This is a genomic window from Paucibacter sp. DJ2R-2, from assembly GCF_025717675.1.
Taxonomy (GTDB): domain Bacteria; phylum Pseudomonadota; class Gammaproteobacteria; order Burkholderiales; family Burkholderiaceae_C; genus Paucibacter_A.
On sequence record NZ_JAJIRT010000008.1, the window covers coordinates 1 to 24254 of the forward strand.

Sequence of the window (24254 nt, forward strand, 5' to 3'; positions counted from 1 at the left end):
TATTTGACGCGTCAGGGGCTGCGCAATGAATCGGGACGGACCCGGTAGGGAGTTTTTTTACAGCCTCAACGTTGAAGTTAACCGGCCCACGACGGCAGGACGTCGTAGGGCCAGAATGAAATGAGGCCCGAAGGCGGCATGCCGTTGCGGGTCCGGTTGAGCGACTGGTTAGGCATCGCTGGAACCTTCATCGTGCTCTTTCCACGGCGGCCCGAATCTCGCGCAGAACCGGCTCAATTGCTTCCGCGACGGAGCAGAACTCGAAGTGCTGAAAGTCGCCGGATTCTGACTCGACAAAGAAATACTCAACATCACAGCAGCCATTTGGCCAAACGCCAATGTTGCTTAAGCACCTTGGGCCGTCAACGCGGAAATGCAAACCGCTTTCCCCGAGCAAGCGGACCTCCAGCAGCGCTTGATGATGCACTGGAAGGCGAGCGGAAATTTCCGCGTGAAGCTCGGCGACGGCGATCATGAATTGCGAGGCCTAACTTTGTTATCGAGCGACTTTAGTGCCGCGTATCGGTTCCAGCTGTCGCCGCAACCCAACTGTTTCGAAACACAAAAGCTCACTCCAAATCATGGGCTTGCAATGCCCTATGGACGTTCGAATTCAGTGTATCCAAACAACGAAAAAGGGGCAAACAGAGTCCGCTCAGTTTAGGCGTCCAAAAATGAGGCATTTGAGTGCCCGCGAGCCACACAAAAACACACAAGCCCCCTCACCCGCCCCCCGCCACCTTCTCCCCAAACACCTCCACCCCAAACCCCACCGTGAAGCTGCCATCCGACCAGCGCACCAGCGGGCGCTTGATGACGCTGGGCTGGGCCAGGGCGAGTTGGGTGGCGCTGGTGGCGTCGACGACGGCGGCTTTGGCCGCCTCGTCGAGCTTGCGCCAGGTGGTGCCGGCGCGGTTGATCACCTTGTCCCAGCCCAGGGCGGCCATCCAGAGTGGCAGCTGGTCGGCGGGGACGCCGGCTTTCTTGAAGTCGTGGAATTCAAACGTCAGACCGGGCTGTTCTTGCAGCCAGGTGCGGGCGCGTTTGACGGTGTCGCAGTTGGGGATGCCATAAACGGTAATCATGGTGGCACGCTACCATGAAGCCATGATCGATTGGCTGGACGAACGCACCCTGGACTTCCCCCCGACGCAACGCGCGCTGGGGCCCGAGTCCGACGCCCCGGGGCTGCTGGCCGCCGGCGGCGACCTCAGCCCCGAGCGCCTGGCCGCCGCCTACGCGCGCGGCATCTTTCCCTGGTTTGGCCCGAACCAGCCGCCGCTGTGGTGGGCGCCGGACCCGCGCATGGTGCTGCAGACCGCCCATTTCAAGCTCTCGCGCTCGCTGCGCAAGACCTTGCAGCACTTCATCCGCACACCGGGCTGCGAGATCCGGGTGGACAGCGCCCTGCCCGAGGTCCTGCGCGCCTGCGCCCAGGCGCCGCGCGAGGGCCAGAGCGGCACCTGGATCCTGCCCGAGATGCAGGCCGCCTACCTGGCCTGGTCACGGGCGCAAGGCGCCGTGCACAGCATCGAGACCTGGATGGACGGCGAGCTGGCGGGCGGGCTCTACGGCGTCAATCTGGGCGGCATGTTTTTCGGGGAATCGATGTTCATGCGCCGCACGGATGCCTCCAAGATCGCCTTGGCCGCCCTGGTCTGCCTGTGCCGCCGGCATGGCATCCCCTGGATCGACTGCCAGCAAAACACCCGCCACCTGGCCTCGCTGGGCGCCGCCGAAGTGCCGCGTCAGCAGTTCGAGGCCCACATCCAGCAAGCCCTGCAGCGGCCGACGCCACAGGATTGGACCTATCATCCGGCGCTGTGGGCGCAGCTGGGCCCGGCCTTCGACCGCGATGCCGGGCTGGACCTCTGACCCTCACCGCCCACCCCTTCTTTTCCCACCAACATTCTTGACGCCACTGAGCTGAAGACCGTGACCCATCTGAAAGAGCTCCCGCTGGCCCAGCTGCAGTTCTACGCCACGGCCGCCTACCCCTGCAGCTACCTGGCCGACCGCCAGGCACGCTCCCAGGTGGCCACGCCCAGCCATCTGATCCACGCCGACGCCTACTCCACCCTGGTGGCCGCAGGCTTTCGGCGCAGCGGCCTGTTCACCTACCGGCCTTTGTGCGATGGCTGCAAGGCCTGTGTGCCCATGCGCATCCCGGTGGCCAGCTTCAAGCCCAGCCGCAGCCAGCGCCGCGCTCAGCGCCAGCACCAACACCTGCAGGCCAAGGTCATGCGCCTGGGCTACAGCCAGGAGCATTACGAGCTCTACCTGCGCTACCAGGCCGCGCGCCACTCGGGCGGCGGCATGGACCACGACAGCGTCGAGCAGTACAGCCAGTTCCTGCTGCAAAGCCGCATCAACTCGCGCCTGGTCGAGTTCCGCGAACGCCGCGCCGATGGCGAGATGGTGCTCAAGATGGTGTCCATTCTGGACATCCTCAACGACGGGCTCTCGGCCGTCTACACCTTCTACGAGCCCGAGGAGCACTGCAGTTACGGCACCTACAACGTGCTCTGGCAGATCCAGCAGACGCGCGATCTGCAGCTGGCCCACCTCTACCTCGGCTACTGGATCGCCGAGAGCGGCAAGATGGCCTACAAGGCCGATTTCCGCCCGCACCAGCTGCTGCAGCAGGGCCAATGGGACTGGGCGGCCGAGCTGGCAGGATCGCGGTCGCTGCCGCTTCCGCAGCCAGACTCCCCGCCCCTAACACCGCCCCTCAACCCGCCTCAATCGCTCGAAAGCTGCGCTTCCGGCAGCAGCTGATCGGCCGGCAGCGGGCGGCCGAACCAGTAGCCCTGGAAGGCCTGGCAACCGAGGGCCAGGAGCTGCTGATGCTGTCCGGCCGTCTCCACACCCTCGGCCACCACTTGCAGACCCAGGCTCTCGCCGAGCGCCAGGATGGTGCGGGCGATCGCCGCATCGTGGCTGTCGGTCAAGAGGTCGGCCACAAAGCTGCGGTCGATCTTGAGCTGGTCCAGCGGCAGGCGCTTGAGGTAGGACAGCGAGGAATAGCCGGTGCCGAAGTCGTCGAGCGCAAAGCCGACACCGCGGTCCTTGAGCGCCCGCATCTTGGCCACCACATCGTCAACGTCTCCGACCAGCATGCTCTCGGTCAGCTCGAGCTTGAGCCGGGCCGGGTCGGCGCCGCTTCGCTGCAGGGCATCGAGCACGCTGGCCACGAAATCGGCCTGCGCGAACTGGCGGGCGCTGACATTGACGGCCAGGCTCCAATCCGCCGTCGCCGGCTGCGCCGCCCAGGCCCGCAGCTGGTGGCAGGCGGCGCCCAAGACCCATTCGCCCAGCGGCAGGATCAGCGCCGATTCCTCGGCCACGGCAATGAACTGGACCGGCGCCACCAGGCCGCGCTGCGGATGGCGCCAGCGCACCAGGGCCTCGGCGCCGAGCACGCGTGACTGGGCGTCGAACTGCAGCTGGTAGTGCAGCTCGAACTCCTCGGCCTGCAAGGCGCGGCGCAGATCGGCCTCCAGCTCGTTGCGGGCCTCGGCGGCGGCCTGCATCTCGGGGTCGTAGAAGCGCGCGGTGTTGCGCCCGGCCGCCTTGGCCTGGTACATGGCCATATCGGCCTTGCGCAGCAGTTCCTCGACGCTGGTGTCGCCCTGCATGAAAAGCACAATGCCGATGCTGGGCGTGCAGCTGTAGCTCTGCCCGCGCAGGACATAGGGCTGGGCCAGGGCCGCGAGGACCCGGGCGGCCACCTGTTCGGCCAGGCCGGCCGCTTCCTGCGCCAGGGCGCAGCGGGCGTCGAGCAGGAGCACGAACTCATCGCCACCGAGCCGGCCGACGCTGTCGCCGACGGCGACACAGGCGGCCAGGCGCGTGGCCACTTGCTGCAGCAAGAGGTCGCCGACCTCGTGGCCGCGGGTGTCGTTGAGCAGCTTGAAGTGGTCGAGGTCCAGGAACATCAGCGCGCCATGCTGGCTGCTGCGTGCCGAGGCGGCCATGGCCTGCTTGAGGCGGTCCAGCAAGAGGCGGCGGTTGGGCAGGCCGGTCAGGGGGTCGAAGAAAGCCAAACGGTGAATTTCCTCGGTGCGCTGACGTTCCAGCGTGATGTCACGCACCAGGGCGACAAAGGTGCGCCGGCCGGCGCGGTGGATCTCCGACAGCGAGAGCTGCAGCGGGAACTGCTCGCCATTGAGGCGCAAGCCCGTCATCTCACGCGCCAAGCCTTGCTGGCCGGCTTGCACCGAGCCGGCCGTCAGGGCCTGGATCAGCTCGGCCGAGCTCGCCTGCTTCGGGCCCGCCGGGAACAGGCACTGCAGCGGCTGCCCGATCATCTGCTCGGGCGCCTGGCCGAAGATGTCAGCGGCCGTGCGGCTGAAAGATTCGATGCGGCCCTGCTCGTCAAAGGTGAGCACGCCGTCCACCATATTGTCGAGAATCGCGCGCAGATGTTCGGCGGCCTCGTTGAGGCGGGCCTGGCTGTCCAACACGGCCTGTTCGGCCAACTTCTGCTCGGTGATGTCGCAAACCTGGGTGACCAGGCAGCGCGCCTGGCCCGCCGCATCGAGCACCGGCGCCACGGTCAGCAAGCCCCAGACGATGTGCCCGTCCTTGTGCAGATAGCGCTTGACCAGGGAATAGGCCGACAGCGCGCCCTGCACGGTGCGGGCCATCTGGTGCAGGTCATCGGCCAGGTCTTCTGGGTGGGTGATGTCGGCAAAGCTCTTGCGCAGCAGCTCGGCCTCGCTGTAGCCGAACATGGAGCAGGCGCGCGCGTTGACCATCAGCCAGTCGCCCTCGCAGCTGACCAGGCTCATGCCCACCGCAGAGGATTCGAAGGCGCTCTTGAACAACTGCTCGCTGTCCATCAAGGCCTGCTCCGAGGTCTTGAGCCGGGTGATGTCGATGTGGCTGCCCATCATGCGCAAGGCCTGACCCTGCGCGTCGCGCGTCACCTCGGCGCGTGAATAGATCCAGCGCCAGCTGCCGTCGCGGTGGCGCAGGCGGAACTCGCGGTCCTCGGGGCCGGGCAGGCCGGCCAAGCGGTCCTCGACCGATTGCACGGTGGCGACGACATCATCGGGATGCAGTCGCTCCCGCCAGGTTTCGACGAGATTGGGCAGCTCATGGTCGGCATAGCCGAGCTGCTGTTTCCATTCGGGCGAGAAATAGACCTCCTGGCGGCGCAAGTCCCAATCCCAGAGGCCTACGTTCGCGGCGCGTACCAGCAAGGCCAAGCGCAATTCGCTCTCGCGCAGCGCCATCTCCGCCTGCTTGCGGGCCCGTACCTGCTGACGGCTGAGCAAGGCCCAACTCGGCAAGTGCCGCAGCCAGCGGCCTACCCAGGAGCCCAGGGTCTGTCGCCAATGAACTGAGCCTGCGTCTGAATCCGGCATCGTCCCCCCCGAAGCCTTGAATGTACGCTGGCTGCGCGCCGTCTTGCGCTCAGTTGAGCAGTTCGCTGGCCCTTTGCGCCACAGCCAGGCAGCTGCTCAGACCAGGTGACTCCATGCCCAGCAGCTGCACCAAGCCGGGCAGGCCATGCTCGGCCGGCCCCTCAATGCGGAAGTCGGCCGCCGCCTCACCCGGGCCGCTGAGCTTGGGTCGCACACCGCTGTAGGCCGGCTGCAGGGCGCCTTCCGGCAGGCCGGGCCAGTAACGGCGAACCTCGGCCGCAAAGGCCGGCGCTCGCTGCGCATCCACGCGGTAGTCCAGCTGCTCAGGGCTCAGCCCGGGCGCCAGCCACTCCACATCGGGCCCGAATCGGGCCTGGCCCGCCAGGTCCAGGGTCAGGTGCACGCCCAGGCCGCCGACCTGAGGCATGGGATAGATCAGGTGGCGAAACGGCGCCCGACCGCTGAGGGCAAAGTAGCTGCCCTTGCAATAGCGCAGCCCGGGCCGGTGGGCGGGGGTCAAGTCTTGCGTCTGCTGCGCCAACTCGGCGGCACAGAGGCCGGCCGCATTGATCACACGCGCGGCCGCCAGGGCGACCGGGCCCGCGTCCGTCTGCACCTCCAGCCGCCACGGCGCCGCCACGCTGGCCGGGCGGCGCAGCGCCGTGACCTGCGTGTTCAAGACCACCTGGCCGCCGGCGGCCTCCAGATCGCCCTGCAAGGCCAGCATCAGGCCATGGCTGTCGACGATGCCGGTGCTCGGCGACAGCAGGGCCGCATGGCAGCGCAGGGCCGGTTCCAGGGCTTGGGCCTGGGCACCGCTGAGCCATTGCAGATCGAGCACGCCATTGGCTTCGGCCTGCGCGGCCAGGGCCTGCAGCTGGGGCAGCTGCGCCGGCTCGCTGGCCACCAGCAGCTTGCCGCAAGCCCGGTGTGCGACGCTGCGGCTGCGGCAGTAGTCGTACAGCAAGGCCTTGCCGCGCACGCAGAGCTGGGCCTTGAGTGAACCTGTCGGGTAGTAAAGGCCGGCGTGGATGACCTCGCTGCTGCGCGAGCTGATGCCGCTGCCGATCTGCCCACTGCGCTCCAGCACCAGGGTTTCCAGGCCGCGCAAAGCCAGGGCCCGCGCGGCCGCCAGACCGATCACGCCGGCGCCAACCACCACGGCGTCCACCTGTCCCAAGTCCTCCATCGCACCGCCTCCTTGGTTCGTGCTTGCCCCCGCCATGGCCTGATTGTGCGTTGCCCGCAACAAATGCCCAGTCAACAGAAGCGCTCCCGCCCAAGCCACTGCGCCTGGTTTGATTCGCTGCTCGCCCGGAACACGCCACCGCGCCAGATCTGGGCCGGTTTCGCGCGCTTGTTCGGCGCATTGCCGGCGCGCGGCCGCGACGACACTCCGCATCCAACAAGCCCTGCAGTCAAGGGCAAACGGACCGGCCACAAGGCACGGCCCAGGGAGCTCAAGACATGCAAGCCGAGGGTGCGCCACAGCGCCCCGGCCGAGAGGGACGTCGATGACTGCGCACGCGCACACCGGCCAGAGCCAGGGCAACAACCAAACGGACGGCAAGAAACTGCTGATCGTCGACGACAGTCGCGCGATCCAGGCCATCATTCGCCGCGCTCTCGAATGCGAGGAGCTGGGCGAGCTGCAAATCCAGACCGCCCGCGACGGCGCCGAGGCCCTGGACAAGGTGGCTGCCTTCCGGCCCGACCTGGTCCTGTCGGACTGGCATATGCCGGGGGTGTCCGGCATCGAGATGCTGCAGACCCTGAGGCAGACCGGCTTTCATGATGTGGCCGTGGGCTTTGTCACCACCGACCGCGCCAGCGATTGCCAGACCCAGGCGCGCAGCAACGGCGCCCTCTTCCTTTTGCACAAGCCCTTCGACGACCAGGCCTTGCGCAGCGCCGTGGCCCTGGGGCTGGGGCGGAGCGGCGTGCAGGTTCCGGCCCCGGTCCCGCCGCCGGCCGCGGCAGCATCCGCAGCGCCCGCCACCGGCGAGCCGCCGGCCATCGAATCCCTGGCCCTGGCCCAGCAGACCTTGTTCGCCCATCTGGGCATGCGCGGTTTCGAGCTGGCCCGCCACCAGCAGCCGCTCGAGCTGCGGCAGCAAGGTTTTGTGCTTCCCGGCCCACAGCTGGTGGCCCTGTACGGCAGCGTGGGCCGCAAAGGTGTCTATGCCGTGGGCCTGCTGGACCTGCCTGCCTGCTGCTTGATCGGCGGCCTGGCGGCGGGCAGCAGCCCCAAGGAGATGCAGACCGCGCATGAGCAGGGCAAGCCCAATGCCCGCCAGTTCGAGCTGGCCAGCCACTTCATGCGCCAGATGGCGCCCCTGATCAAGAAACGCAGCCCCAGCGATGCGCCCAGCCTGAGCACGACCCGCCTGAGCAGCCAGCCCCTGGACAAGCTGGCCAGCTTGCTGGAGACCCACAAGGGTCGCAGCGACTTTGTGCTGCGCGTGCCGGCCCAAGCGCCCCATGGCGACGGCCGCCTGAGCTTCTTGCTCGCCTGAGCCCGGGCCAGGCAAAGAGAGCGCACCCACCATGGCACTCGTGATCGAAGACCTGGCCAGCGTCGGCGTGCTGGTCGCCAATGCGGTGTTCATCGTCGTATCGGTGGGCAGCTATCTGCGCATGAATGCCCACGAAGCCGAGCGCCAGAGCTTTCTGAGCCGCGCCCTCAACGACCACCGCGAAAGCGGCCGCGAGCTCAAGGCCGTGGCGCGCAATCTGGAACGCCTGATGGAGCGCGCCGAGCGCATGCGCTTGTGGCAGCGCGAGGGGCCCGAGGACAGCTGGCGCGGCCGCACCGAGATGCAGGCCGGCGCCGCCGCGGACGACGAGGCCCTGGGCCCCGAACCCGATCTGGCCCGGCTGCGCCCGCCCGAGGCCATGCAGCAGTTGTCGCCCGCCGCCTTCGCCGAGTGGCAGCGCCTGCATGAGATCGAACTCGATCGCGTGCTCAGCCAGCGCCGCCGCCTGCAAGCCCAGCTGGCCGCGGCCCTGCAACAGCAACAGCAACAGCAACAGGCGAACCGACGCGGCGGCCTCGGCCTGCGCGAACAGCAAGAGCGCCTGCAGGAGCTGCAAGCGCTGCAGGCCCGGCTGCAAGAGGAACAGGCACGCGGCGCCAAAGATGAAGCGGCCTTGCAGCGTGTCGAGCGCCAATTGGCCAAGCTGCAAGGCGAGATGGAGCGCCAGCAGATCGAGAAAGACTTCATCGAGGACCGCCTGCTGCTGCTCGACAGCCGGGAGCGCGAGCAGCGGGCAAGCGCCTGAGGCAATACGGCTGGCGGCCTAGGGCCTGTTCACACTGCGGATACCTGATGCGTTGCCTCACAAATCGCCGTGAACTAGGCGCAAAACGAAGCCGGGGTCCCTCCCCGGCGAGGCTTTGCAACAACGTGCACGGTGATTTGTGTGGCAACCCTTCGGGAGAGGGGTAGAAAGGGCCCCATTCGTCGTTGAACTCCTCGCCCAGGCGGCCAGCCTGGGCTTCGTCGTCCGCCTAGCTTGGGGCCCTTTCTGCCACTCTCGCACAGGTATCTGCAGTGTGAACAGGCCCTAAAATGCCGGCCCTGCTCCGTTTTGCCTGCCCCCGAAGAATTGCTTCCCATGAACATCACCGTCCTCGACGAACTGCGCGCCTACATCGACCCGCTGACCCCTGAAGAACACCAGGCGCTGGAGCGCAGCATCCTGGCCGAGGGCTGCCGCGACGCGCTGGTGCTCTGGGGCGAGATCCTGGTCGACGGGCACAACCGCTACGGCATCTGCCAGAAGCATGGCCTGCCCTTCCAGACCATGCAGAACACGCGCTTCAAGTCCATGGAGGACGTGCATCTGTGGATGATCGACCAGCACCTGGGTCGGCGCAGCGTCTCGGACTTCCAGCGCGGCATCCTGGCCCTGCGCAAGAAGGAGATCGTCTCGGCCCGCGCCAAGGAAGCCGTGGCTCGCCTGGCCGAGGCCGGCGCGGGCGGCGCAGTCGAGTTCCCGGCCGAACTGGCTGACGGCTTGCCCACAGGCCCCGACAGCAGCGCCCTGCCCCCGCCCGAGCCGCTGACCAGCCGCGAGGCCATCGCCAAGGCCGCGCGCATCAGCAGCAACACCGTGGTGCAGATCGAGAAGATCCAGAAAAGCGCCGCGCCCGAGCTGGTCGAAGCGGTCAAGGCCGGCACCATCTCCATCAATGCGGCGGCCGCCGTGGCCAGCCTGGCCCCCGAGGAACAGATTGCCGCCGTGGCCGGCGGCAAGAAGGAGCTGCAGCAGGCCGCCAAGCGCGTGCGCGAGGGCAAGAGCGGTGGCCGCGCGCCCAAGGCTGAGGCCAGCGCCGAGGGAACCGAGGGTGCAGCAAGCAGTGCCGGCGAGGACAGCGCCAGCGACGCCGACCTGCGCAACCGCGAAGCCCAGCTCAAGCTCTTGCAGGACACCGTGGCCGAGCTGACGGCCGAGAACAAGCAGCTCAAGGACGAGGTGCTGCGCTTGAAAGACCAGCTGGCACTGCTGCAACAGTCCGGAAACTGAGCCGCTGCAGGGCGCGGAGCGGCTACAGTGAGGGCCACAGCGGCCCACCCCCAGCAGCGAATCGATGGACAGCGAACTCCAGGCAGACCTTCAGGCAGAGAACCAGGCCCTGCGCCGACAGCTGGAAAGCCTGTTGCGCGAGGCCCGCAACAACGAAGAGAAGATCCGTCGCTTCGACCAGCTGGAGCACCGCCTGATCGGCGCGCGCTCCATGGCCGAGCTGCTCAGCCTGCTGCTCAATGACTACCGCCAGGCCTTCGGCATCGACGCCGTGTCCATGGTGCTGCTGGACCGCGACGACGAGGCCAGCCGCATGCTGGACGCCGAGCGCCACCGCCACGAGGGCCCGGCCAGCGCCCAAGGGCAAGAGCCGGCCCTGCTCGACGGCCTGACTCTGCTGCCGACGATCGCGCCGATCGCGCCGCTGTTTCAGGGCCAACTGAACAAACCCTGGCTGGGGGCCTTCGACGAGCTGCGCCACCGGCCCCTGTTCGGCACACCCCATGTTTCCCGCAGCCAGACCCTGGCCTCGGTGGCCCTGCTGCCGCTGGCCCGCCATGGTGAGCTGATCGGCAGCCTGCACTTTGGCAGCAGCGACCCGGCCCGCTACGAGCGCGGCGCCGGCACCCAGCTGCTGGAGCGCCTGTGCGCCATCGTCTCGGTCTGCCTGGACAGCGCGCTCAACCAGGAGCGGCTCAAGCTGGCCGGCCTGACCGATATGTTGACCGGCGTGCACAACCGCCGCTACTTCGAACACCGCTGCCTGATCGAGATCGCCCAAGCGCGCCGCTACCGCCACGAGCTGGCCTGCCTGTTCCTGGACCTCGATCACTTCAAACTGATCAACGACCGCCACGGCCACCCCGCCGGCGACGAAGTGCTGCGCAGCATCGGCCACCTGATCCAGTCGCAGCTGCGCCTGGGCGACACCATCGCCCGTTTCGGCGGCGAGGAGTTCGTGGTGCTGCTGCCGCAAGCCCCGGCGCAAGCCGCGCGTGAGATTGCCGAGCGCATACGCGCCAGCATCGCCGCCCGCGCCCTGCTGCTGCCCAGCGGCGAATTCATCCCGGCCACCGTGTCGGTGGGCCTGGCCATGCTGGCCGCCGACAGCGCCGCCGAAGACCCGCAGGCCCAGGCCCTGCGCCTGGTGGACGCAGCCGACCAAGCGCTCTACCGCGCCAAGTCGAGCGGGCGCAACCGGGTGGTCAGCAGCGCCGACCCGGCTTCGCCGCACTGAACAAGAGGCAGCGGATCGGCGGCTTCCCGGCCGGCAGCTTCAGCGCCGCTGCTCCGGCCAAGGCACGCTCTCGCGGCGGCGCGTTTTTTTACTGGGCATGGGATGGAGCTTGTTCTGGCGCCGAGTCGGCCAGTCACAGCTGCAGCAATCGCAGCAGCTGGCGCTGTCAATCAGTCGGCTGAAGCTGCGCAGATCGGGCGCATCACAGGCGCTGCAGTCCGGGGCGTCGCAGCCCAGGTCACAAAAGCCGCGCTGCGCCGCCAAGCCGCCGAATCCAGGCAAGGGGCGCTGCCGGCAACGCCGGTGCACCTCGCCACAGCGGCGCAGGCGCAGGCGCAAGACGCCGAGGCCCCGCCACAGACCCTGACCGCGGATCGCACGGTAGCCGAGGGCCGAGCAGCCCGCGCGGCCGCAGTGCAGGCGGTAAGCGCAGGCAAAGCCTTTGTAGGGTGAAAGGTAGCGCTGGTAGGCCCGGATCAACGCCAGCGCCAGGGCCTGCAAGCGGCCTACCGTGCTGGGGCCGCTCATCGTTCCCAGCGCAGGCCTTGCGCGCACAGGCCGATCAAGTGGGCCAGGCGCGCGGCCCGGGTGGCGGGGCGCTTGGCGCTGCAGACATGGTACAGCTGCTGGCGCCGATAACCTGGCGGCGAGCCGGCCCAGTAACGCCAGGCAGCCTCGGACTCTTGAAAGCGTCGCAGCTCCTCTTCGCTCAGCTGCGCCGGCTCGCATTGCTCGTAGGCATAGATGGCCGTGCGCTCCTCGCGCCGCTGGGCAAAAGCCTGCACGCCGGCGGCATGGACCCGGCCCTGGTCCAGCAGCTGCTGCATCTTGGCCAGATTGATCGCACTCCAGATCGATCCGGGCCGGCGCGGCGTGAAGCGGATCTGGTAGGACTGCGCATCAATCCTCTGGCGCACGCCGTCGATCCAGCCATGGCACAAGGCCTCGTCCACCGATTCCGGCCAGCTCATGCTGGGCAGGCCGCTGTCGCGCTTGTAGAAGCCGACCCGCAGCTCGCTGGCGCTGGCCGCATGCGCGTCCAGCCAGGCGCGGAAGTCAGCGGCCGTGGCGAAGAACTGCGGCGCGGGCGCGCTCATGGCCTCGGCTCAGGCGGCAGGCGGCGTGAAGCGCAAGGCCCCGGCAATGCGATTCCAGGCATTGATGGCGGCGATGGCCGCAGTCAGGTTGGCAATCTCGCCTTCGCTGAACTGGGCTTGCAAATCCGTGTACAACGCGCCGTCCACCGGCGCCGCGGCCATCAGCGTCAAGGCTTCGGTCCAGGCCAGAGCGGCGCGCTCGCGGGCGCTGAAGGCATGCGAATCACGCCAGGCGGCCAATTGGTCGAGTTGGCGCTGCGGCAGGCCCAGCTTGCGGGCCAGGTTCAAATGGAACTGCAGGCAAAAGGCACAGCCATTGATCTGCGAGGCGCGCAGCTTGAGCAGTTCGACCAGGCCCTTGTCCAGGCCAGAGGCGTCCACCGCACGGCTGTAGTCGCGCAGGGCGCTGACCACGCCGCCGGCATGCTGTTCAAACTGGGCCCAGTCCTGGTGGGGCTGACGTGCGGCAGATTCGGAAGCAGGCGAAGAGTCGGTCATGGTGAACATCGAAAAGGCAGTTTGAAAGGCAAGCGCCTCGGGCGCATGCGAGCCAGTTTCGCAGAAGCGGCTCAGGCCGAAGACGCCCTGCGCACACCGCTTTCAAACACCTGCACCACCCCCTGCCAAGGTCCGCTGCGCAGCACATGCTCCTGGTACTGGCCGCCCGAAACCTCGGCGACCACCTGGCGCCAAAAGCCCTGGGCGGCGTAGTTCAGGCTCATCTGCCCGACTTCCCAAGGCCCTGGCAGCGCCTCGAACACCGCGCGCGCCATTTGCCGGCCCAGGCCCAGGTGCCGGTATTTCTTCAAGACGAAGAACTGGTTCATCCAGTGGCCGCCCGGGACGGCGCTGCCGATACGGCTGGAGCCATCAACGAGGGCCAGACCGGCATAGCAGCCGGCCACCGTGGCCACAAAGGCATGGCAGGCCGGGTCGCGCCAGAAACGGTCGAGCTCATAACCGTATTCGCCATGGGCATCGAGGTCCTGGTCCCAGATGTCGGACAACTCGTACTGGTAGAGCTCCAGCATGCGCGCCAGCGGCAGGCGGTCGGCCGGCGCGGCCAGGCGAATGTCCGAGGTGCTCAGGCCGGGCTCCGAATGTGGAGGCGAAAACTTAGAAACCTGCATGGCCAGCCCACTCCCCGCTGTTGAATCCGAGACGCAGCGGGCCGCCACCGTGGCAGCCCTGCGCGGGCCCGATTCTCACCGAGGCGAGGCTGCCGCCGCGCGCCGAAGCTCAACGCCGAGTGTCTGGATCCCAATGCTCGACGATGCGGCCCTGGGCATCGAGGCGGAACAGATCGAACCAGGTGCTGGTGTAGGTCTGGCCCGGCGCTTTGGGGTCGGGGTGCACGGAGACAAACACCAGACTGACCAGATCGCCCTCGGCCATGATGGCCACCAGCGGCGCCTTGACGCGCTCGGCCACCGGCCGCGGCTTGCTGAATTTGCGAAAGAACTCGACGAAACCAGCGCGGCCGTTCGGCACATTGGGGTTGTGCTGGATATAGCCCTCGGCCAGGTAATGCTCGGCGCGCTCCAGCTGGCCCGCTTCGAAGACCTCGCGCCAGAAGTCGTAGACCCGGCGCTTGTTGGCGGCCAGGCGGGCATCGTCGCTGCGCAAGAGCAGCTCGTGATCGGCCTGGGCCGTCACCGGCTGCTGCGCCTGTGCCGGGCGGGCGGCAAGCACGAACAGAAGGAAGAACAGGCAAGTGCTCAGCACCAGGCCGAGCAGCCAAGAGGGAAGGCGAACAGGTTTCATACAGCTAGGCTCACTCGCCCTGTCGGGCTGGTCAAGGCCGTGGCAAACGGCAGGAAGCCCATTGGACAATAGGGACGAGCACCCCGCGTGCCGGGCTCCGGCGCTTGTGATCGGTACCCCTGGGCGAGTGATGAATGCAGCGATGAATACAAGCGGGTTTCCATTCACAAGCCTGCCGCACAGGGGCCGCTATGCTGCGCGGCTGTTCTCCGCGAGACCCTGTCCATCATGAGCACTCCGGCCTCCACGTCTGCATCCCCTGCCGCAGCCTCGGCGCCGCGCCGCGCCACCCGCGACATTTCCATCGGCCTGGAAGTGCTGCTGAGCGAACGCCAGGAGCAGACGGACAGCGCCGCTCAAGATGCACCGGTGGGCGGGCCAGGCCAAGCGCCGGATTTCGACATCCTGATCATCGGCAGTGGCTACGGCGGTGCCGCCGCGGCCGAGACCCTGTCGCGCTGCGTGGCAACCGAGGGTCAGCCGGATCAAGCCCTGCGCATCGCCGTGCTCGAACGCGGCCAGGAGTACCTGCCCGGCGCTTTTCCGCGCCGCATGGCGGACCTGCCCGGCCATGTCCGTTTCGCCACCTCGGGCAGTTCGGAGGTCAAGGGCTACCGCAAGGCCTTGTTCGACTTCCGGCTCGGGCCCGATATGTGCGTGGCCCTGGCCAATGGCCTGGGCGGCGGCTCGCTGATCAATGCCGGAGTGATGGAGCCGGCCCTGCCCTCGGTGTTCGAGGGCGAGCGCTGGCCCCAAGCCCTGCGCCGGGACCCGGGCCAGATGCAGGCCTGGTACGAGCAGGCCGGCCGCGCCCTGGGCAGCCTCGATGCGCAAGGCCAGCCCAACACCATCGCCCGCCTGAGCGGCCACAGACCGCGCCGCGCCGACTTTCTGGTCCAGCTGGGGGCCGAGGGAGCCGTGCCCGCTCGCCAGGTTCCCATCACCGTGGCCCTGGAGGCTGCGCCGCGCAGCGCCGCCGGCCTGCCGCTGGAACGCTGCATCGCCTGCGGCGACTGCGCCACCGGCTGCAACCAGGGCGCCAAGGAATCGCTGGACACCAATCTGCTGCGCCAGGCCCAAGCCCAGGGCGCGCGCTTGGTGACGGGGGCCACGGTGCGCCATCTCGAGCGCAGCGCGGGAGATGAGCCCGTTTGGATCGTGCACCTGTCCCACACCGACGAAAAGCTGAACGCCCGAGAGCCAAGCGATCTGCAGCTGCGCGCCCGGCATGTGGTGCTGGCCGCGGGCAGCCTGGGCTCGACCGAAATCCTGATGCGCTCGCGCGAGCAAGGCCTGAGCTTGTCCGACCGTTTAGGCGAGCAGTTCAGCGGCAATGGCGATGTGCTGGCCCTGGCGGTCGATGCGCCGGATGATCTGAACGCCCTGGCGGACGAAGACCAGGCACCCGGGCAGCGCGGCGTCGGCCCCACCATCACCGGCCTGATCGATGTGCGCGAGGCGGGCGGCTTTGTGGTCGAGGACCTGGCCATTCCGGGGCCGATGCGCTGGGCGTTTGAAGAAAGCTTCGCCATGGCCGAGACCCTGCACGGCCTGGCCCGGCCGGACCACAGCGAGCATGGCAGCAGCCTCAGCTTCGACGACCCTTATGCCATCCCGGTGGCGCGCCGGTCGAGCATGCTGCCTGTGGCTCTGATGGGCCTGGATGCCGCCATCGGCCGCTTGCAAAGCCCGAAGGACACGACAAAGCAAACACCCGAGTCCGGCACCCTCAGCGTGCACTGGCCCGAGGCGCGCAAGGACCCCGCCGTGCAGGCCCGCCACGACTGGCTGAACCTGCGCCTGGCTCGCCAGGGCGCGCGCCTGCTGGCCAACCCCATGTGGCGGCTGCTGCCGGCCGAGATGAGCTTTCTGATCAATGACCAGCTCGGCCCCATGCTGACCGTGCACCCGCTGGGCGGCTGCGCCATGGGCGACGAAGCCAGCCGCGGCGTGGTCAATGAATGGGGCCAGGTCTTCAGCGGCCGCTTCGGCGAGGCCGTGCACCCAGGCCTGGCCGTGCTGGACGGCGCCATCGTGCCGGCCGCCGTGGGCATCAACCCGGCCCTGACCATCACGGCGCTGAGCCTGCGCGCCCTGGCCAGCTTGCGCCAGCGCTGGGGCTTGGTCGAGCGCGGCCCACGCATGGGGCAAGAGATAGGGCAAGACCTGGCCCCACGGCCGGTCTACCGAGTGATCAAGCCCGAGCAAGCACAGCTCAGCAAGCCCACCCTGGCCGAGTTCCGCGAACGCATGGGCGGCTATGTGCGTCTGCCCGGCGCGCCGGGCGGTGAGCTCAAATACCTGGAACTGAGCTTTGTGTTTGAGCCCGTGGCCCTGCAAGACCTGCTGCAGCCCGGCCCACAGCGACGCTTGCAAAGCGGCCCCGGCAGCACAAGCCGCCTGCGCCTTTTCGACACAGCGGCCGACCCCGACTCGCCCGGCCGGCCCATGATCGTCAGCGCCGACCCGCAGCGCCAGGGCGCCAAGCTCTGGATGCATGCCGAGCGCGAGGACCGCGACGCGCGCTGGCTGGCGCCGCTGGAACAAGCGCAGCTGCAGGTGTTCCACCGCGCCCGCAGCAGCCACCGCCAGCGCCGCTGCAGCGCGCTGAAAGCCTGGTTCATGAACCGCGGCTGGCGCGACAGCATGTTTGCGCTGATGGACTTGGCCCAACAGAGCGAAGCGGCCAAGCCACGGATGGGGGCCCGCTCCAGTCCACTGGGCGACCGAGTCCGCAATGCCCTGGCCCTGGCCAGCCATGGGGGCCAAGTGCGTTTGATGGAGTACCAAGTGCGCATCCAGGCACCAGAGCAGGGTCAGGTCTTGCCCGCCTGGTTGCAGCCGCTCTATGCCCAGCCCCTGCACGGCGTGAAGCGCATCAGCTACACCCGGCGCGCCAACCCCTGGACCCAGCTCAGCCGCATGGTGCTGGAGGCGCCGCAGCTGCAAGGCCTGGACGGCGGCACGCCGCAGATGGACCTGGATCTCTTCTATCTGGCCCGCCAAGGCCAGCCCCTGCTGCGCATCACCCAGCAGCAGGACCTGGCCAGCGCCATGCGCGATGTCGGCTCCTTGCTCAGCTATGTGCTGCGCCTGCTGGTGGGCGTGCATGTCTGGAGCTTCCGCAAGCCCGATGCCGCGCCACCGCGCGAGCCCCAGCGCCTGCCCGCCGAGGTGCCTGGGCTGCCGGCGCCCGAGATCTGCGAGCTGGCCGTGGGCCGGCGCGGCGAAGCTGGCCTGTCGCGCCAGCCGGTGCAAGCGCGCAAGGCAAAGGACGACGATCAGCCCGTGCATCTGCGCCTGACCCGCTACCGCGCGCGAGCGGGCGGCCATGGCCAGCCGGTGCTGATGTTGCACGGCTACAGCGCCAGCGGCACGACCTTTGCGCACCATTCGGTGCAGCCGGGCCCGGCCCAGCTCTTGTGGGACGCCGGCTTCGACATCTGGATCGCCGACATGCGCACCAGCGCCGGCATGCCCTCGGCCTGCCTGCCCTGGACCTTCGAGGAATGCGCGCTCAACGACATCCCGGTGGCGGTGGACCATGTGCTGCGTGCCAGCGGCAAGCCCCAGATCGACGTGCTGGCGCACTGCATGGGCTCGGTGATGCTGCATATGGCCTTGCTGCAGCCTCAAGCCCAGCCCTTCGAGCACTTCTACCCCCTGCGCCAAAAGCTGATGGCCGGCGGGCTGATCCGCCGGCTGGTGATCTCGCAGGTCACGCCCAAGATGATCTTCTCGCCCACCAACAGCTTGCGGGCGCATCTGATGCAGTACATCCGGCCCTATCTGCCGATGGATGACTACAGCTTCCGCCCGAGCGAACCGGCGGGCCTGAGGGACCAGCTGATCGACCGTCTGTTGTCCAGCCTGCCCTACCCAGAGGCTGAGTTTGACATCGAGAACCCGCCCTTCCCCAGCCTGCGCAAAACGCCCTGGACGGCCACCCGCCACCGTATGGACCTGCTCTACGGGCGCGACTTTGCCATCGGCAATGTCGGTCAGCCCGTCTTCGATTTCATCGACGACCATTTCGGCCCGCTGAACATGGACACCGTGGCGCAAGCCATCAACTTCGCACGCAGCAACGAGATCACCGACTGGAGCGGCGCCAGCCTCTACCTCGACGACATGGCCAAGACCCTGGCCCATTTGCAGCAGTTCCCGGTGCTGTCCATCCACGGCCAGGACAACGGCCTTTGCCAGGCCGAGAGCGCCGAGCTGACGGCCGATCTCTATGAACAGGTGGCGCCAGGCCGCTACCGCTTCCGGGTGATCGCCGAGCACGGCCACCAGGACTGCCTGATCGGCCGCCACATCGAGCAGCGCGTCTTTCCCCACATCATCGGCTTCCTGAAGGAGGGCTTGTCGTGATGCCCCAGCGTCTCACTCCCGCCCAAGCCCAGAGCCTCGACCCGGAACTGCGCAGCGCCCACCCGCCCCTGCACCGCTTGGAAGTGCGCCACCGTGCAGCGCCTGGCGCCATGCCCGACACCGACGCGCCGGCCGCGCAAGACCTGGCCCTGGTCTTGACCGCCTTGCAGCCCGAGCTGGGCTGGCCGCGGCTCTGGGCCTGGCTGCCGATGCGGCGCGTGGGTGCCGATCACTGGCAGCCGCTGCAGCCCGATGCGCCCCTGGCCAGCCAGGCGCGGCTACAAGCATTTGAGAAGCCGGCCGGCGATGGCACGCGCGAGCCCCTGCCCGGCGAGCCGCTGCGCCACGCCCTTCCCATGGACTTCTTCGAGGGCCTGCACGATGTGGACGCCGCCCTGCTCTGCCTTTTCGTCTACGCCGATGCGCGCACGCCGCACCGCGAGGGCGAGCGGCCGCCGCCGGGCCTGGAAGACGCGCTGCGCGACGCCCTGGCCCAGCCGCCGCTGAGCTGGCGCCACGCCCTGCTGCAGCGGCCCGACACCCAGCCAGAGCAGGCCCGCCCAGGCCAGGCCCTGAGCTTGGTGCTAGCCGCTTGCCAATACCCGCCCGGCGTGCTCGACCCCAGCCGCCCGGCCGACACGCCGCCCGAGCTGGCCGGCCCGGCCCAGGCCTCGCTGGCCCGCCTGCTGGCCTACAGCCGCGGCCACGCGCGCGGGGCCGAGCTGTCCCTGCTGCTGCTGGCCGGCGATCAGATTTATGCCGATGCCAGCGGCGGCCTGGCCGATGCGGGCACGCGCATCGAGCGTTATGCCAAGCCCTACCAGCAATTCAAGGCCGGCCTGGTTCGGCATCTGCCACCCAGCCTGGCGCGCATCGTCCACGCGCCCGACGACCACGAGATCGAAGACAACTGGGAGCCCATCGCGGACCCCCAAGCGCCCGGCGGCCTGCGCCGCGGCCCCTTTTTCGAGAGCGCCGTGGCAGCCGCCTGGGCGGCGCGCTGGGAACCCGGTGACGAGACCGAACGCCCGGGTCTGCTCCAACATTTCTGGCACGACTTCGTCTGGCGCGGCGCTGCGTTTTTCATCGGCGACACCCGCACCGAGCGTGAACCCCGGCACAGCGGCAACTGGCGCGAGGCACGCATCTTCAGCCGGGAGCAGGAAGCGGCATTTGCGCACTGGCTGCGCAGCCATCGCGAGCGCCCCCGCCTGGTGCTGACCGGGTCCCTGCTGCTGCCGCGCCGCCGCGCCTGCCAGGAGCATGCGGCCAGCGCCCTGCACTCCGACGCCTGGTGCGGCTACCCAGCCAGCCTGAAGTCTTTGCTGGCCGAGCTCTGGGCCCAGCAGGCCGATGGCGTGGTATTTCTCTCCGGCGACGAGCACCGCTCAGGTTTCGTCAGCGCCGAGATCTGCGCGCTGGACGAGAACGGGCAAGCCCTGGGCCAGCCCATCCGCCTGCACAGCATCCACAGCTCGGCCCTTTACGCCCCCTGGCCTTTTGCCGTCACTGATGTCGAGGCCCTGGCCGAGCCCGACGAGTTCACCTTCCCCGGCCCCGTCGAGGGTCAAGTCTTGCGCTGCCGGGTCAGCGCCTGGCAGGATTTTCCAGGCGACGGCTTTGCGCTCTTGCGCGCTCAGGGCAATGACTTGCAGCTCTGGTACGACCGGGCTGAGCGGCCGCTGTATCGCCTCACGGGGCCGGACTTGCCGGCGCCGGATGGGCGCTTCTCGCTGGGTTTGTAAGCTGAACCCTCAGGGCTTGGCAGCAGGCTCGGCGGCTTCGGCCAGGTGCTTGCGGTAGCTGTCGAGCACGCGGGGGCTGCGGCCGGCGGCCTCGGCCAGGCTCAGGGCGCGAGCGAACTCGGCGCGCGCTTCGGCGCGACGGCCCAGCTTGAGCAAGACCTCGCCGTGGCTGTCGGCGGCGTTGTCTGACTTGGGGTAGAGCCGCGCGTTGGCGCCGAGCACCAGGGCCGCCAGCTGTGCGCGCGGCGCCTGCTTGCCATCGCCGAGGATGGCGTAGCCGGCGTTGTTGACATCGGCTTCGCTCAGGCCCGGTGCACGGATCGCCTGCTCCACCGCCGCTTGCGGATCTGCGGCCGCAGCCGCGGCCTGCAGGTCGCCGCCCAGCTTGGCACGCGCCGCTTCCAGCGCACGGCGCTGCGCCTGCTCCTGGCTCAGGCGGATGACCTGGTCGACTGCCGCCACCACGAGATGCGGCTCATCGAACTGGATGTGGTGGCCGCTGACGGGGGTCAGCACATGGGCGCCATTGCTGAACTGGGCGAAGAACTCACTGTGCAGCTGGCGCCAGGCGGCCATGCCGGCGGGGGTGTGCAAAAGCACCTCGGGCTTGGCATAGCGGCGCGTGGACGTCAACACCACGGCCGGCACATCGGGCAAGGGGCCGCCCGCATCGGGCAGCTTGCCGGCATCCATGATGGACTGGATGTAGCGCTCGTCGGCGCGGAAGCGCTCGGGCGCACCTTGCTGCAAATGCGCTTGTTCGGCGGCCAGGCGGGCGGCATCCAGCGGTTTGAGTACTTGGTCATAGCGTTCATGCGCCGGGTCCACGAAGACCAAACCGGCAATCTGCTCGGGATGGCGGCTGGCGAAATCGCGAATCAAGAAGGCACCGTAGGAATGGCCGACCAGCACATAGGGTGGCGGCAGCTGCGCCGCCTTGAGCACGGCCGACAAATCACGGCCCGATTGCTGCAGGCTGACCGGCGCCGGGCTGGGCTCGCTCTGGCCATAGCCGGCACGCGAGTAGATGAGAACCTTGGCCCGCGGCGCCAGCTGCGGCGCCACCCGCCGCCAGGCGCTCAGGTCCATGCTGAAGCCCGCCTCGAACACGACAGTGGCCTGCGCCTTCTCGTCACCCATGCGAATGGCATGCAGCTTGCGGCCGCCGACGTCGAGCATTTGTTCGTTCATGGCAGCCGGAGCTGCGCTCGGCGCTTGGGGCTGGGCTTGGGCAAACGTCGTGAGGCTGAGGCCGGCCAGCAGAACCAGCAAGGCTGCGCCAGGGACTAGAGAGAAGGTACGGCTTGCGCGCTGGCGCCCGGTGGTGGCGAAGGAGGAGGAAAAGGAATTCATGAAGCTGGAGCCCGGAGTTCGGTGGCGGGGAAGATCGTGGGCGGACTGTAGGCAGTGGGCGCCCAAGCCGCCAGTGCCCTGCGCTGCGCGGGCGGGCGCTGCGGACAGAGCGTCGAAACACGGGGATGAAGCGTTGGGCTCGAAACGCTTGCCGATTCAGGACTTGGCTCTATGCGACTCCGGCCTGCAGCGCCCCGCATTGCTCGAACCACACAGAAATTGCTCAGCCCTGTGGCCTGGATAGCGCATGCGGTTCACCCGGCGGGCGGTTCCATCGTCTTTGCGAATCCCATGTACTAACCCAGGTGATCCGCAGGCCAGGTCCGGTCATTCAGGCGCCCAGATTGAGCGGCAGCAAGGTGCCCATTGCTGACTTCCGCCACACCGGGTCCAACCCTTTGCTATTCCAAGCTTTCCAGGCGAAAAAGTAAACAGGGTTTGGATATGCCCAACTCTGGTCCTTTGAAATGAGCCGGCCCCATTTTTCTTCACCGTATTTGAGACAAACTTACAGGCTTGCCGGTGTGGAGGGCCAGACGAGTTCAAATCGGCTGCCCAAACCAAGTTCGCTTTGCACACGCAGCTTGCCGAGCATCTTTTGACCTGCTGCCGCTCTGGCTACAAACAGGCCAAGACCGCTGCGTCCCTTGCCAAATTGGCTGGTGACGTACGGGTCGAAAACACGCGGCAACAGTTCGGGGTCTATGCCCCTGCCGGTGTCGCTAACCGTCAGCAGAATTTGCTCACCATCAACGCAGGCTTGCACCTGCACCACACCAGGCTCATCGACGGCGTAGGCATGCCGCTCGACGTTCTGAAGCAGTTGCCTTAGCACTTCAGTGAAGGCCTCAAGGTGTACCGATACGCACAGGTTTGCATCGACTTCTATGCGCAATGGGCTGCGCGGATCAATGCTGCGGTCCCATGTCGCCCGGATCACTTCGTCCAGTTGCACTTCGACCCAATGTTCGTGGCTGTGCGTTGCATTGAGCTGCTGGTAGCTTTCAATCAATTTGATCGCGCTCTCGACACTGCGCCGAGCGAGTTCGGCGCCCTGCTCGCAGGCGCCAATGTCACGCTCAAAGCCCTTGCGCGAGATTGTTCCCTGGCGCACTTGGTTGCCAAGCTGTCGGCTCATATCAGCCAAGGTGCTGACGGCGACCAGCGTGGTGCCCAAAGGCGTGTTGAGCTCATGCGACATGCCTGCCAGCAAGCTGCCCAGTGTGGCCAGTTTGCTGGCCTCGATCAACTCGGTCTGCAATTCATATTGTTTAGCCAGCGCCTGCTCCAGCGCTTGGTTTCGAGCAGCCAATTCGCTTGCGTGAGTCGCACTGCGAGCTTGCTCGGCTTTGGCATGGTCTACTTCCAGCAGCCTGAGCTGGATGGCCATGTGTTTGCGCCCGACCTCATGCGCAGCCTCCAACTCCAAGCCATGGGCGCGCTCCAGTGCCGCTACCGCTTCCTCGCCCTGCCGCAATTCCAATAGCCAGGGCACGATTTGACGCAGGCGTTGGGACATGTCGCGCCACCCGAGAGCCTTGCCGGATTCGATGGCTTTACGCATTAAAACGACTGCGCCAGCCTTATCCTCTTTGAGCGCACAAAGAACGGCCTCGGTGGCGCAAAGTTCCAACTCCATCCAAACTGGAAGCGTGCTGGCTCGGCCAGCGAGGTCGCGGGCATCCTTCAACGCCCGCTCGGCGAGCGCATGCTCACCGCGTTCGGCATACTCCTCTGCGATTCCGGTGCTGGCATTGCTCGCCTCGACCCAACGACGTTGTGCGACAGCCCCGGCGACGCAGTCGATATAGGCCGCAAGCATTGCATCGCGCTCGCCCAATCTACGATGGAGTTGGGCAATCAGCGTGAAAAGGCCAATCCATCCGCACACATCGCCTGAGAGACGGTACAGCTCAATAGTTTCTCGGTACAGCTCAATCGAGTGTCGGTATTCACGCTGCGCAAAGAGTGACATAGCCAAGACGCGGCGGTGCTGCGCCAACAGCAGTGGGTCATTTTCGTTTCGCGTCAGTTCGCTCAATTGCGCCAGGGAGGTCAAAGCTTCTTCCTGACGCTGAAAGAATGAATGCATACGGCATTGCCAACTCAAGAGGGCAACCTTCTCCCGCCTGGAAATGTCAAGCCCGGCCCAAGCCAGTGCTCGCTCTACAAGCGTGGCCACTTCCTCGCGGCGGTGGACCTGCTGCAACAATTCACAGAGGAACAGCGTCAGCAATACCCCGAATTCGCTGGGCCGTTCCATCAGCACCTGATCTTCATACAAGCGCAGGGCGGGTTCGATCAGAGCTTCAGCTGAGCAAGGTGCTTCCCCGTAGAGATGCCATTGCGCCTTCAGCCAGTTAGAGCGTTCAATCAAAGAAGGTAAATGCGAGGACATATCGGGTCTCTGTGTAGGTTGTCACAGGAAACTCCGGTCGCCTATGCTTTGAAATTGAAACTACGCCCTATTGTTCAAGTCCATTCTTGCTTGCATCGACCGTTCTGCTGGGCTTGCTTCTTCCGATAGTAGGTTCAACCGAATGACTCCCAGCATCGGACCCTAGAGCCGGGCATAGAAGCATGGGTATTCAAGGGCTCCCGGCGCGAATGCATTGGGCAAATTCAAAACCGAGGAGGTATTGGGCTACCCTGAGGCTGCCCTGGCGCTTGTTTCAGGTGACTGCTGTGGGCACATTGCTGCCACTGACGACTGAAGGCCGACCGGCTCCTTTGCGTCCCTGCCCGCCGCTCCCTGCACGCACACCATGCAGACAACAGTCCC

Annotated in this window: 19 protein-coding genes; 8 read left to right on the forward strand and 11 right to left on the reverse strand. The window is 67.2% G+C overall.

The window, feature by feature from the left end; translation table 11 throughout:
• Nucleotides 1-187: 187 nt before the first annotated feature.
• Nucleotides 188-475, reverse strand: coding sequence for a hypothetical protein (locus LNV28_RS17615; RefSeq protein WP_263519413.1), 288 nt, complete (start codon nucleotides 473-475; stop codon nucleotides 188-190).
• Nucleotides 476-722: 247 nt separating this feature from the next.
• Nucleotides 723-1085 (reverse strand): arsenate reductase, encoded by a 363-nt coding sequence (locus LNV28_RS17620; RefSeq protein WP_263519412.1) that lies wholly within the window; start codon nucleotides 1083-1085, stop codon nucleotides 723-725.
• A gap of 22 nt (nucleotides 1086-1107) precedes the next feature.
• Here LNV28_RS17620 and aat point away from each other — a divergent pair, with 22 nt between their 5' ends.
• Both aat and LNV28_RS17630 read left to right on the forward strand, forming a co-directional pair.
• Complete coding sequence (gene aat / locus LNV28_RS17625) at nucleotides 1108-1875, forward strand: leucyl/phenylalanyl-tRNA--protein transferase (protein ID WP_263519411.1); 768 nt, start codon at nucleotides 1108-1110, stop codon at nucleotides 1873-1875.
• A gap of 60 nt (nucleotides 1876-1935) precedes the next feature.
• Nucleotides 1936-2778, forward strand: a complete 843-nt coding sequence (locus LNV28_RS17630) for an arginyltransferase (RefSeq protein WP_263519410.1) — start codon at nucleotides 1936-1938, stop codon at nucleotides 2776-2778.
• Here LNV28_RS17630 and LNV28_RS17635 read toward each other — a convergent pair.
• Both LNV28_RS17635 and LNV28_RS17640 read right to left on the reverse strand, forming a co-directional pair.
• Complete coding sequence (locus tag LNV28_RS17635) at nucleotides 2742-5282, reverse strand: sensor domain-containing protein (protein ID WP_263569023.1); 2541 nt, start codon at nucleotides 5280-5282, stop codon at nucleotides 2742-2744. The genes LNV28_RS17630 and LNV28_RS17635 overlap by 37 nt on opposite strands.
• 139 nt (nucleotides 5283-5421) lie before the next feature.
• The gene (locus LNV28_RS17640) at nucleotides 5422-6561 is read right to left on the reverse strand and encodes an NAD(P)/FAD-dependent oxidoreductase (RefSeq protein WP_263519408.1); all 1140 of its coding nucleotides are present in this window, start codon (nucleotides 6559-6561) and stop codon (nucleotides 5422-5424) included.
• A 325-nt stretch (nucleotides 6562-6886) separates the two neighbouring features.
• Between LNV28_RS17640 and LNV28_RS17645 the strand changes: the two genes are divergently transcribed.
• The 4 genes from LNV28_RS17645 to LNV28_RS17660 all read left to right on the forward strand — a co-directional run bounded on the left by LNV28_RS17645 (nucleotide 6887) and on the right by LNV28_RS17660 (nucleotide 11139).
• Nucleotides 6887-7888: a response regulator gene (locus LNV28_RS17645; RefSeq protein WP_263519407.1), complete on the forward strand. Its 1002-nt coding sequence runs from the start codon at nucleotides 6887-6889 to the stop codon at nucleotides 7886-7888.
• Nucleotides 7889-7919: 31 nt separating this feature from the next.
• Nucleotides 7920-8654 carry a hypothetical protein gene (locus LNV28_RS17650; RefSeq protein WP_263519406.1) on the forward strand — a complete coding sequence of 245 codons (735 nt, stop codon included), beginning with the start codon at nucleotides 7920-7922 and terminating at the stop codon, nucleotides 8652-8654.
• A gap of 336 nt (nucleotides 8655-8990) precedes the next feature.
• Nucleotides 8991-9902: a plasmid replication/partition related protein gene (locus LNV28_RS17655; protein ID WP_263519405.1), complete on the forward strand. Its 912-nt coding sequence runs from the start codon at nucleotides 8991-8993 to the stop codon at nucleotides 9900-9902.
• A gap of 64 nt (nucleotides 9903-9966) precedes the next feature.
• Nucleotides 9967-11139: a GGDEF domain-containing protein gene (locus tag LNV28_RS17660; protein WP_263519404.1), complete on the forward strand. Its 1173-nt coding sequence runs from the start codon at nucleotides 9967-9969 to the stop codon at nucleotides 11137-11139.
• Between the two features lie 39 nt (nucleotides 11140-11178).
• On the opposite strand, the gene yidD is transcribed toward LNV28_RS17660, so the two are convergent.
• From yidD to LNV28_RS17685, 5 genes are all read right to left on the reverse strand, one after another.
• Entirely contained in the window at nucleotides 11179-11667 is a 489-nt protein-coding gene (gene yidD / locus LNV28_RS17665) for a membrane protein insertion efficiency factor YidD (RefSeq protein WP_263519403.1), read from the reverse strand.
• A complete protein-coding gene (locus LNV28_RS17670; RefSeq protein ID WP_263519402.1) occupies nucleotides 11664-12236 on the reverse strand; it encodes a YdeI/OmpD-associated family protein in 573 nt (190 codons plus the stop codon). The genes yidD and LNV28_RS17670 overlap by 4 nt, the downstream gene beginning before the upstream one ends.
• Nucleotides 12237-12245: 9 nt before the next feature.
• A complete protein-coding gene (locus tag LNV28_RS17675; RefSeq protein ID WP_263519401.1) occupies nucleotides 12246-12734 on the reverse strand; it encodes a carboxymuconolactone decarboxylase family protein in 489 nt (162 codons plus the stop codon).
• Nucleotides 12735-12805: 71 nt separating this feature from the next.
• A complete protein-coding gene (locus LNV28_RS17680; RefSeq protein ID WP_263519400.1) occupies nucleotides 12806-13366 on the reverse strand; it encodes a GNAT family N-acetyltransferase in 561 nt (186 codons plus the stop codon).
• Nucleotides 13367-13475: 109 nt separating this feature from the next.
• Nucleotides 13476-14000, reverse strand: a complete 525-nt coding sequence (locus LNV28_RS17685; RefSeq protein WP_263519399.1) for a nuclear transport factor 2 family protein — start codon at nucleotides 13998-14000, stop codon at nucleotides 13476-13478.
• A 228-nt stretch (nucleotides 14001-14228) separates the two neighbouring features.
• Between LNV28_RS17685 and LNV28_RS17690 the strand changes: the two genes are divergently transcribed.
• Complete coding sequence (locus LNV28_RS17690; RefSeq protein WP_263519398.1) at nucleotides 14229-18374, forward strand: GMC family oxidoreductase N-terminal domain-containing protein; 4146 nt, start codon at nucleotides 14229-14231, stop codon at nucleotides 18372-18374.
• On the forward strand, nucleotides 18374-20119 hold the full coding sequence (locus LNV28_RS17695) for an alkaline phosphatase D family protein (protein ID WP_263519397.1): 1746 nt from the start codon (nucleotides 18374-18376) through the stop codon (nucleotides 20117-20119). Before LNV28_RS17690 ends, LNV28_RS17695 begins: the two co-directional genes overlap by 1 nt.
• A 9-nt stretch (nucleotides 20120-20128) precedes the next feature.
• Here the strand turns inward: LNV28_RS17695 and LNV28_RS17700 are convergent, their stop codons facing one another.
• Both LNV28_RS17700 and LNV28_RS17705 read right to left on the reverse strand, forming a co-directional pair.
• Nucleotides 20129-21472: an alpha/beta fold hydrolase gene (locus tag LNV28_RS17700; protein WP_263519396.1), complete on the reverse strand. Its 1344-nt coding sequence runs from the start codon at nucleotides 21470-21472 to the stop codon at nucleotides 20129-20131.
• 508 nt (nucleotides 21473-21980) lie between these two features.
• On the reverse strand, nucleotides 21981-23870 hold the full coding sequence (locus LNV28_RS17705; RefSeq protein ID WP_263519395.1) for a sensor histidine kinase: 1890 nt from the start codon (nucleotides 23868-23870) through the stop codon (nucleotides 21981-21983).
• Nucleotides 23871-24254 lie beyond the last annotated feature (384 nt).

What these genes read in the sequence shown, in the direction of transcription:
- LNV28_RS17705 (WP_263519395.1), bottom strand. Translation starts at nt 23,870, where the DNA reads ATGTCCTCGCATTTACCTTCTTTGATTGAACGCTCTAACTGGCTGAAG.
- LNV28_RS17685 (WP_263519399.1), bottom strand. Translation starts at nt 14,000, where the DNA reads ATGAAACCTGTTCGCCTTCCCTCTTGGCTGCTCGGCCTGGTGCTGAGC.
- LNV28_RS17670 (WP_263519402.1), bottom strand. Translation starts at nt 12,236, where the DNA reads ATGAGCGCGCCCGCGCCGCAGTTCTTCGCCACGGCCGCTGACTTCCGC.
- aat (WP_263519411.1), top strand. Translation starts at nt 1,108, where the DNA reads ATGATCGATTGGCTGGACGAACGCACCCTGGACTTCCCCCCGACGCAA.
- yidD (WP_263519403.1), bottom strand. Translation starts at nt 11,667, where the DNA reads ATGAGCGGCCCCAGCACGGTAGGCCGCTTGCAGGCCCTGGCGCTGGCG.
- LNV28_RS17680 (WP_263519400.1), bottom strand. Translation starts at nt 13,366, where the DNA reads ATGCAGGTTTCTAAGTTTTCGCCTCCACATTCGGAGCCCGGCCTGAGC.
- LNV28_RS17640 (WP_263519408.1), bottom strand. Translation starts at nt 6,561, where the DNA reads ATGGAGGACTTGGGACAGGTGGACGCCGTGGTGGTTGGCGCCGGCGTG.
- LNV28_RS17620 (WP_263519412.1), bottom strand. Translation starts at nt 1,085, where the DNA reads ATGATTACCGTTTATGGCATCCCCAACTGCGACACCGTCAAACGCGCC.
- LNV28_RS17655 (WP_263519405.1), top strand. Translation starts at nt 8,991, where the DNA reads ATGAACATCACCGTCCTCGACGAACTGCGCGCCTACATCGACCCGCTG.
- LNV28_RS17700 (WP_263519396.1), bottom strand. Translation starts at nt 21,472, where the DNA reads ATGAATTCCTTTTCCTCCTCCTTCGCCACCACCGGGCGCCAGCGCGCA.
- LNV28_RS17695 (WP_263519397.1), top strand. Translation starts at nt 18,374, where the DNA reads ATGCCCCAGCGTCTCACTCCCGCCCAAGCCCAGAGCCTCGACCCGGAA.
- LNV28_RS17615 (WP_263519413.1), bottom strand. Translation starts at nt 475, where the DNA reads ATGATCGCCGTCGCCGAGCTTCACGCGGAAATTTCCGCTCGCCTTCCA.
- LNV28_RS17660 (WP_263519404.1), top strand. Translation starts at nt 9,967, where the DNA reads ATGGACAGCGAACTCCAGGCAGACCTTCAGGCAGAGAACCAGGCCCTG.
- LNV28_RS17650 (WP_263519406.1), top strand. Translation starts at nt 7,920, where the DNA reads ATGGCACTCGTGATCGAAGACCTGGCCAGCGTCGGCGTGCTGGTCGCC.
- LNV28_RS17675 (WP_263519401.1), bottom strand. Translation starts at nt 12,734, where the DNA reads ATGACCGACTCTTCGCCTGCTTCCGAATCTGCCGCACGTCAGCCCCAC.
- LNV28_RS17690 (WP_263519398.1), top strand. Translation starts at nt 14,229, where the DNA reads ATGAGCACTCCGGCCTCCACGTCTGCATCCCCTGCCGCAGCCTCGGCG.
- LNV28_RS17645 (WP_263519407.1), top strand. Translation starts at nt 6,887, where the DNA reads ATGACTGCGCACGCGCACACCGGCCAGAGCCAGGGCAACAACCAAACG.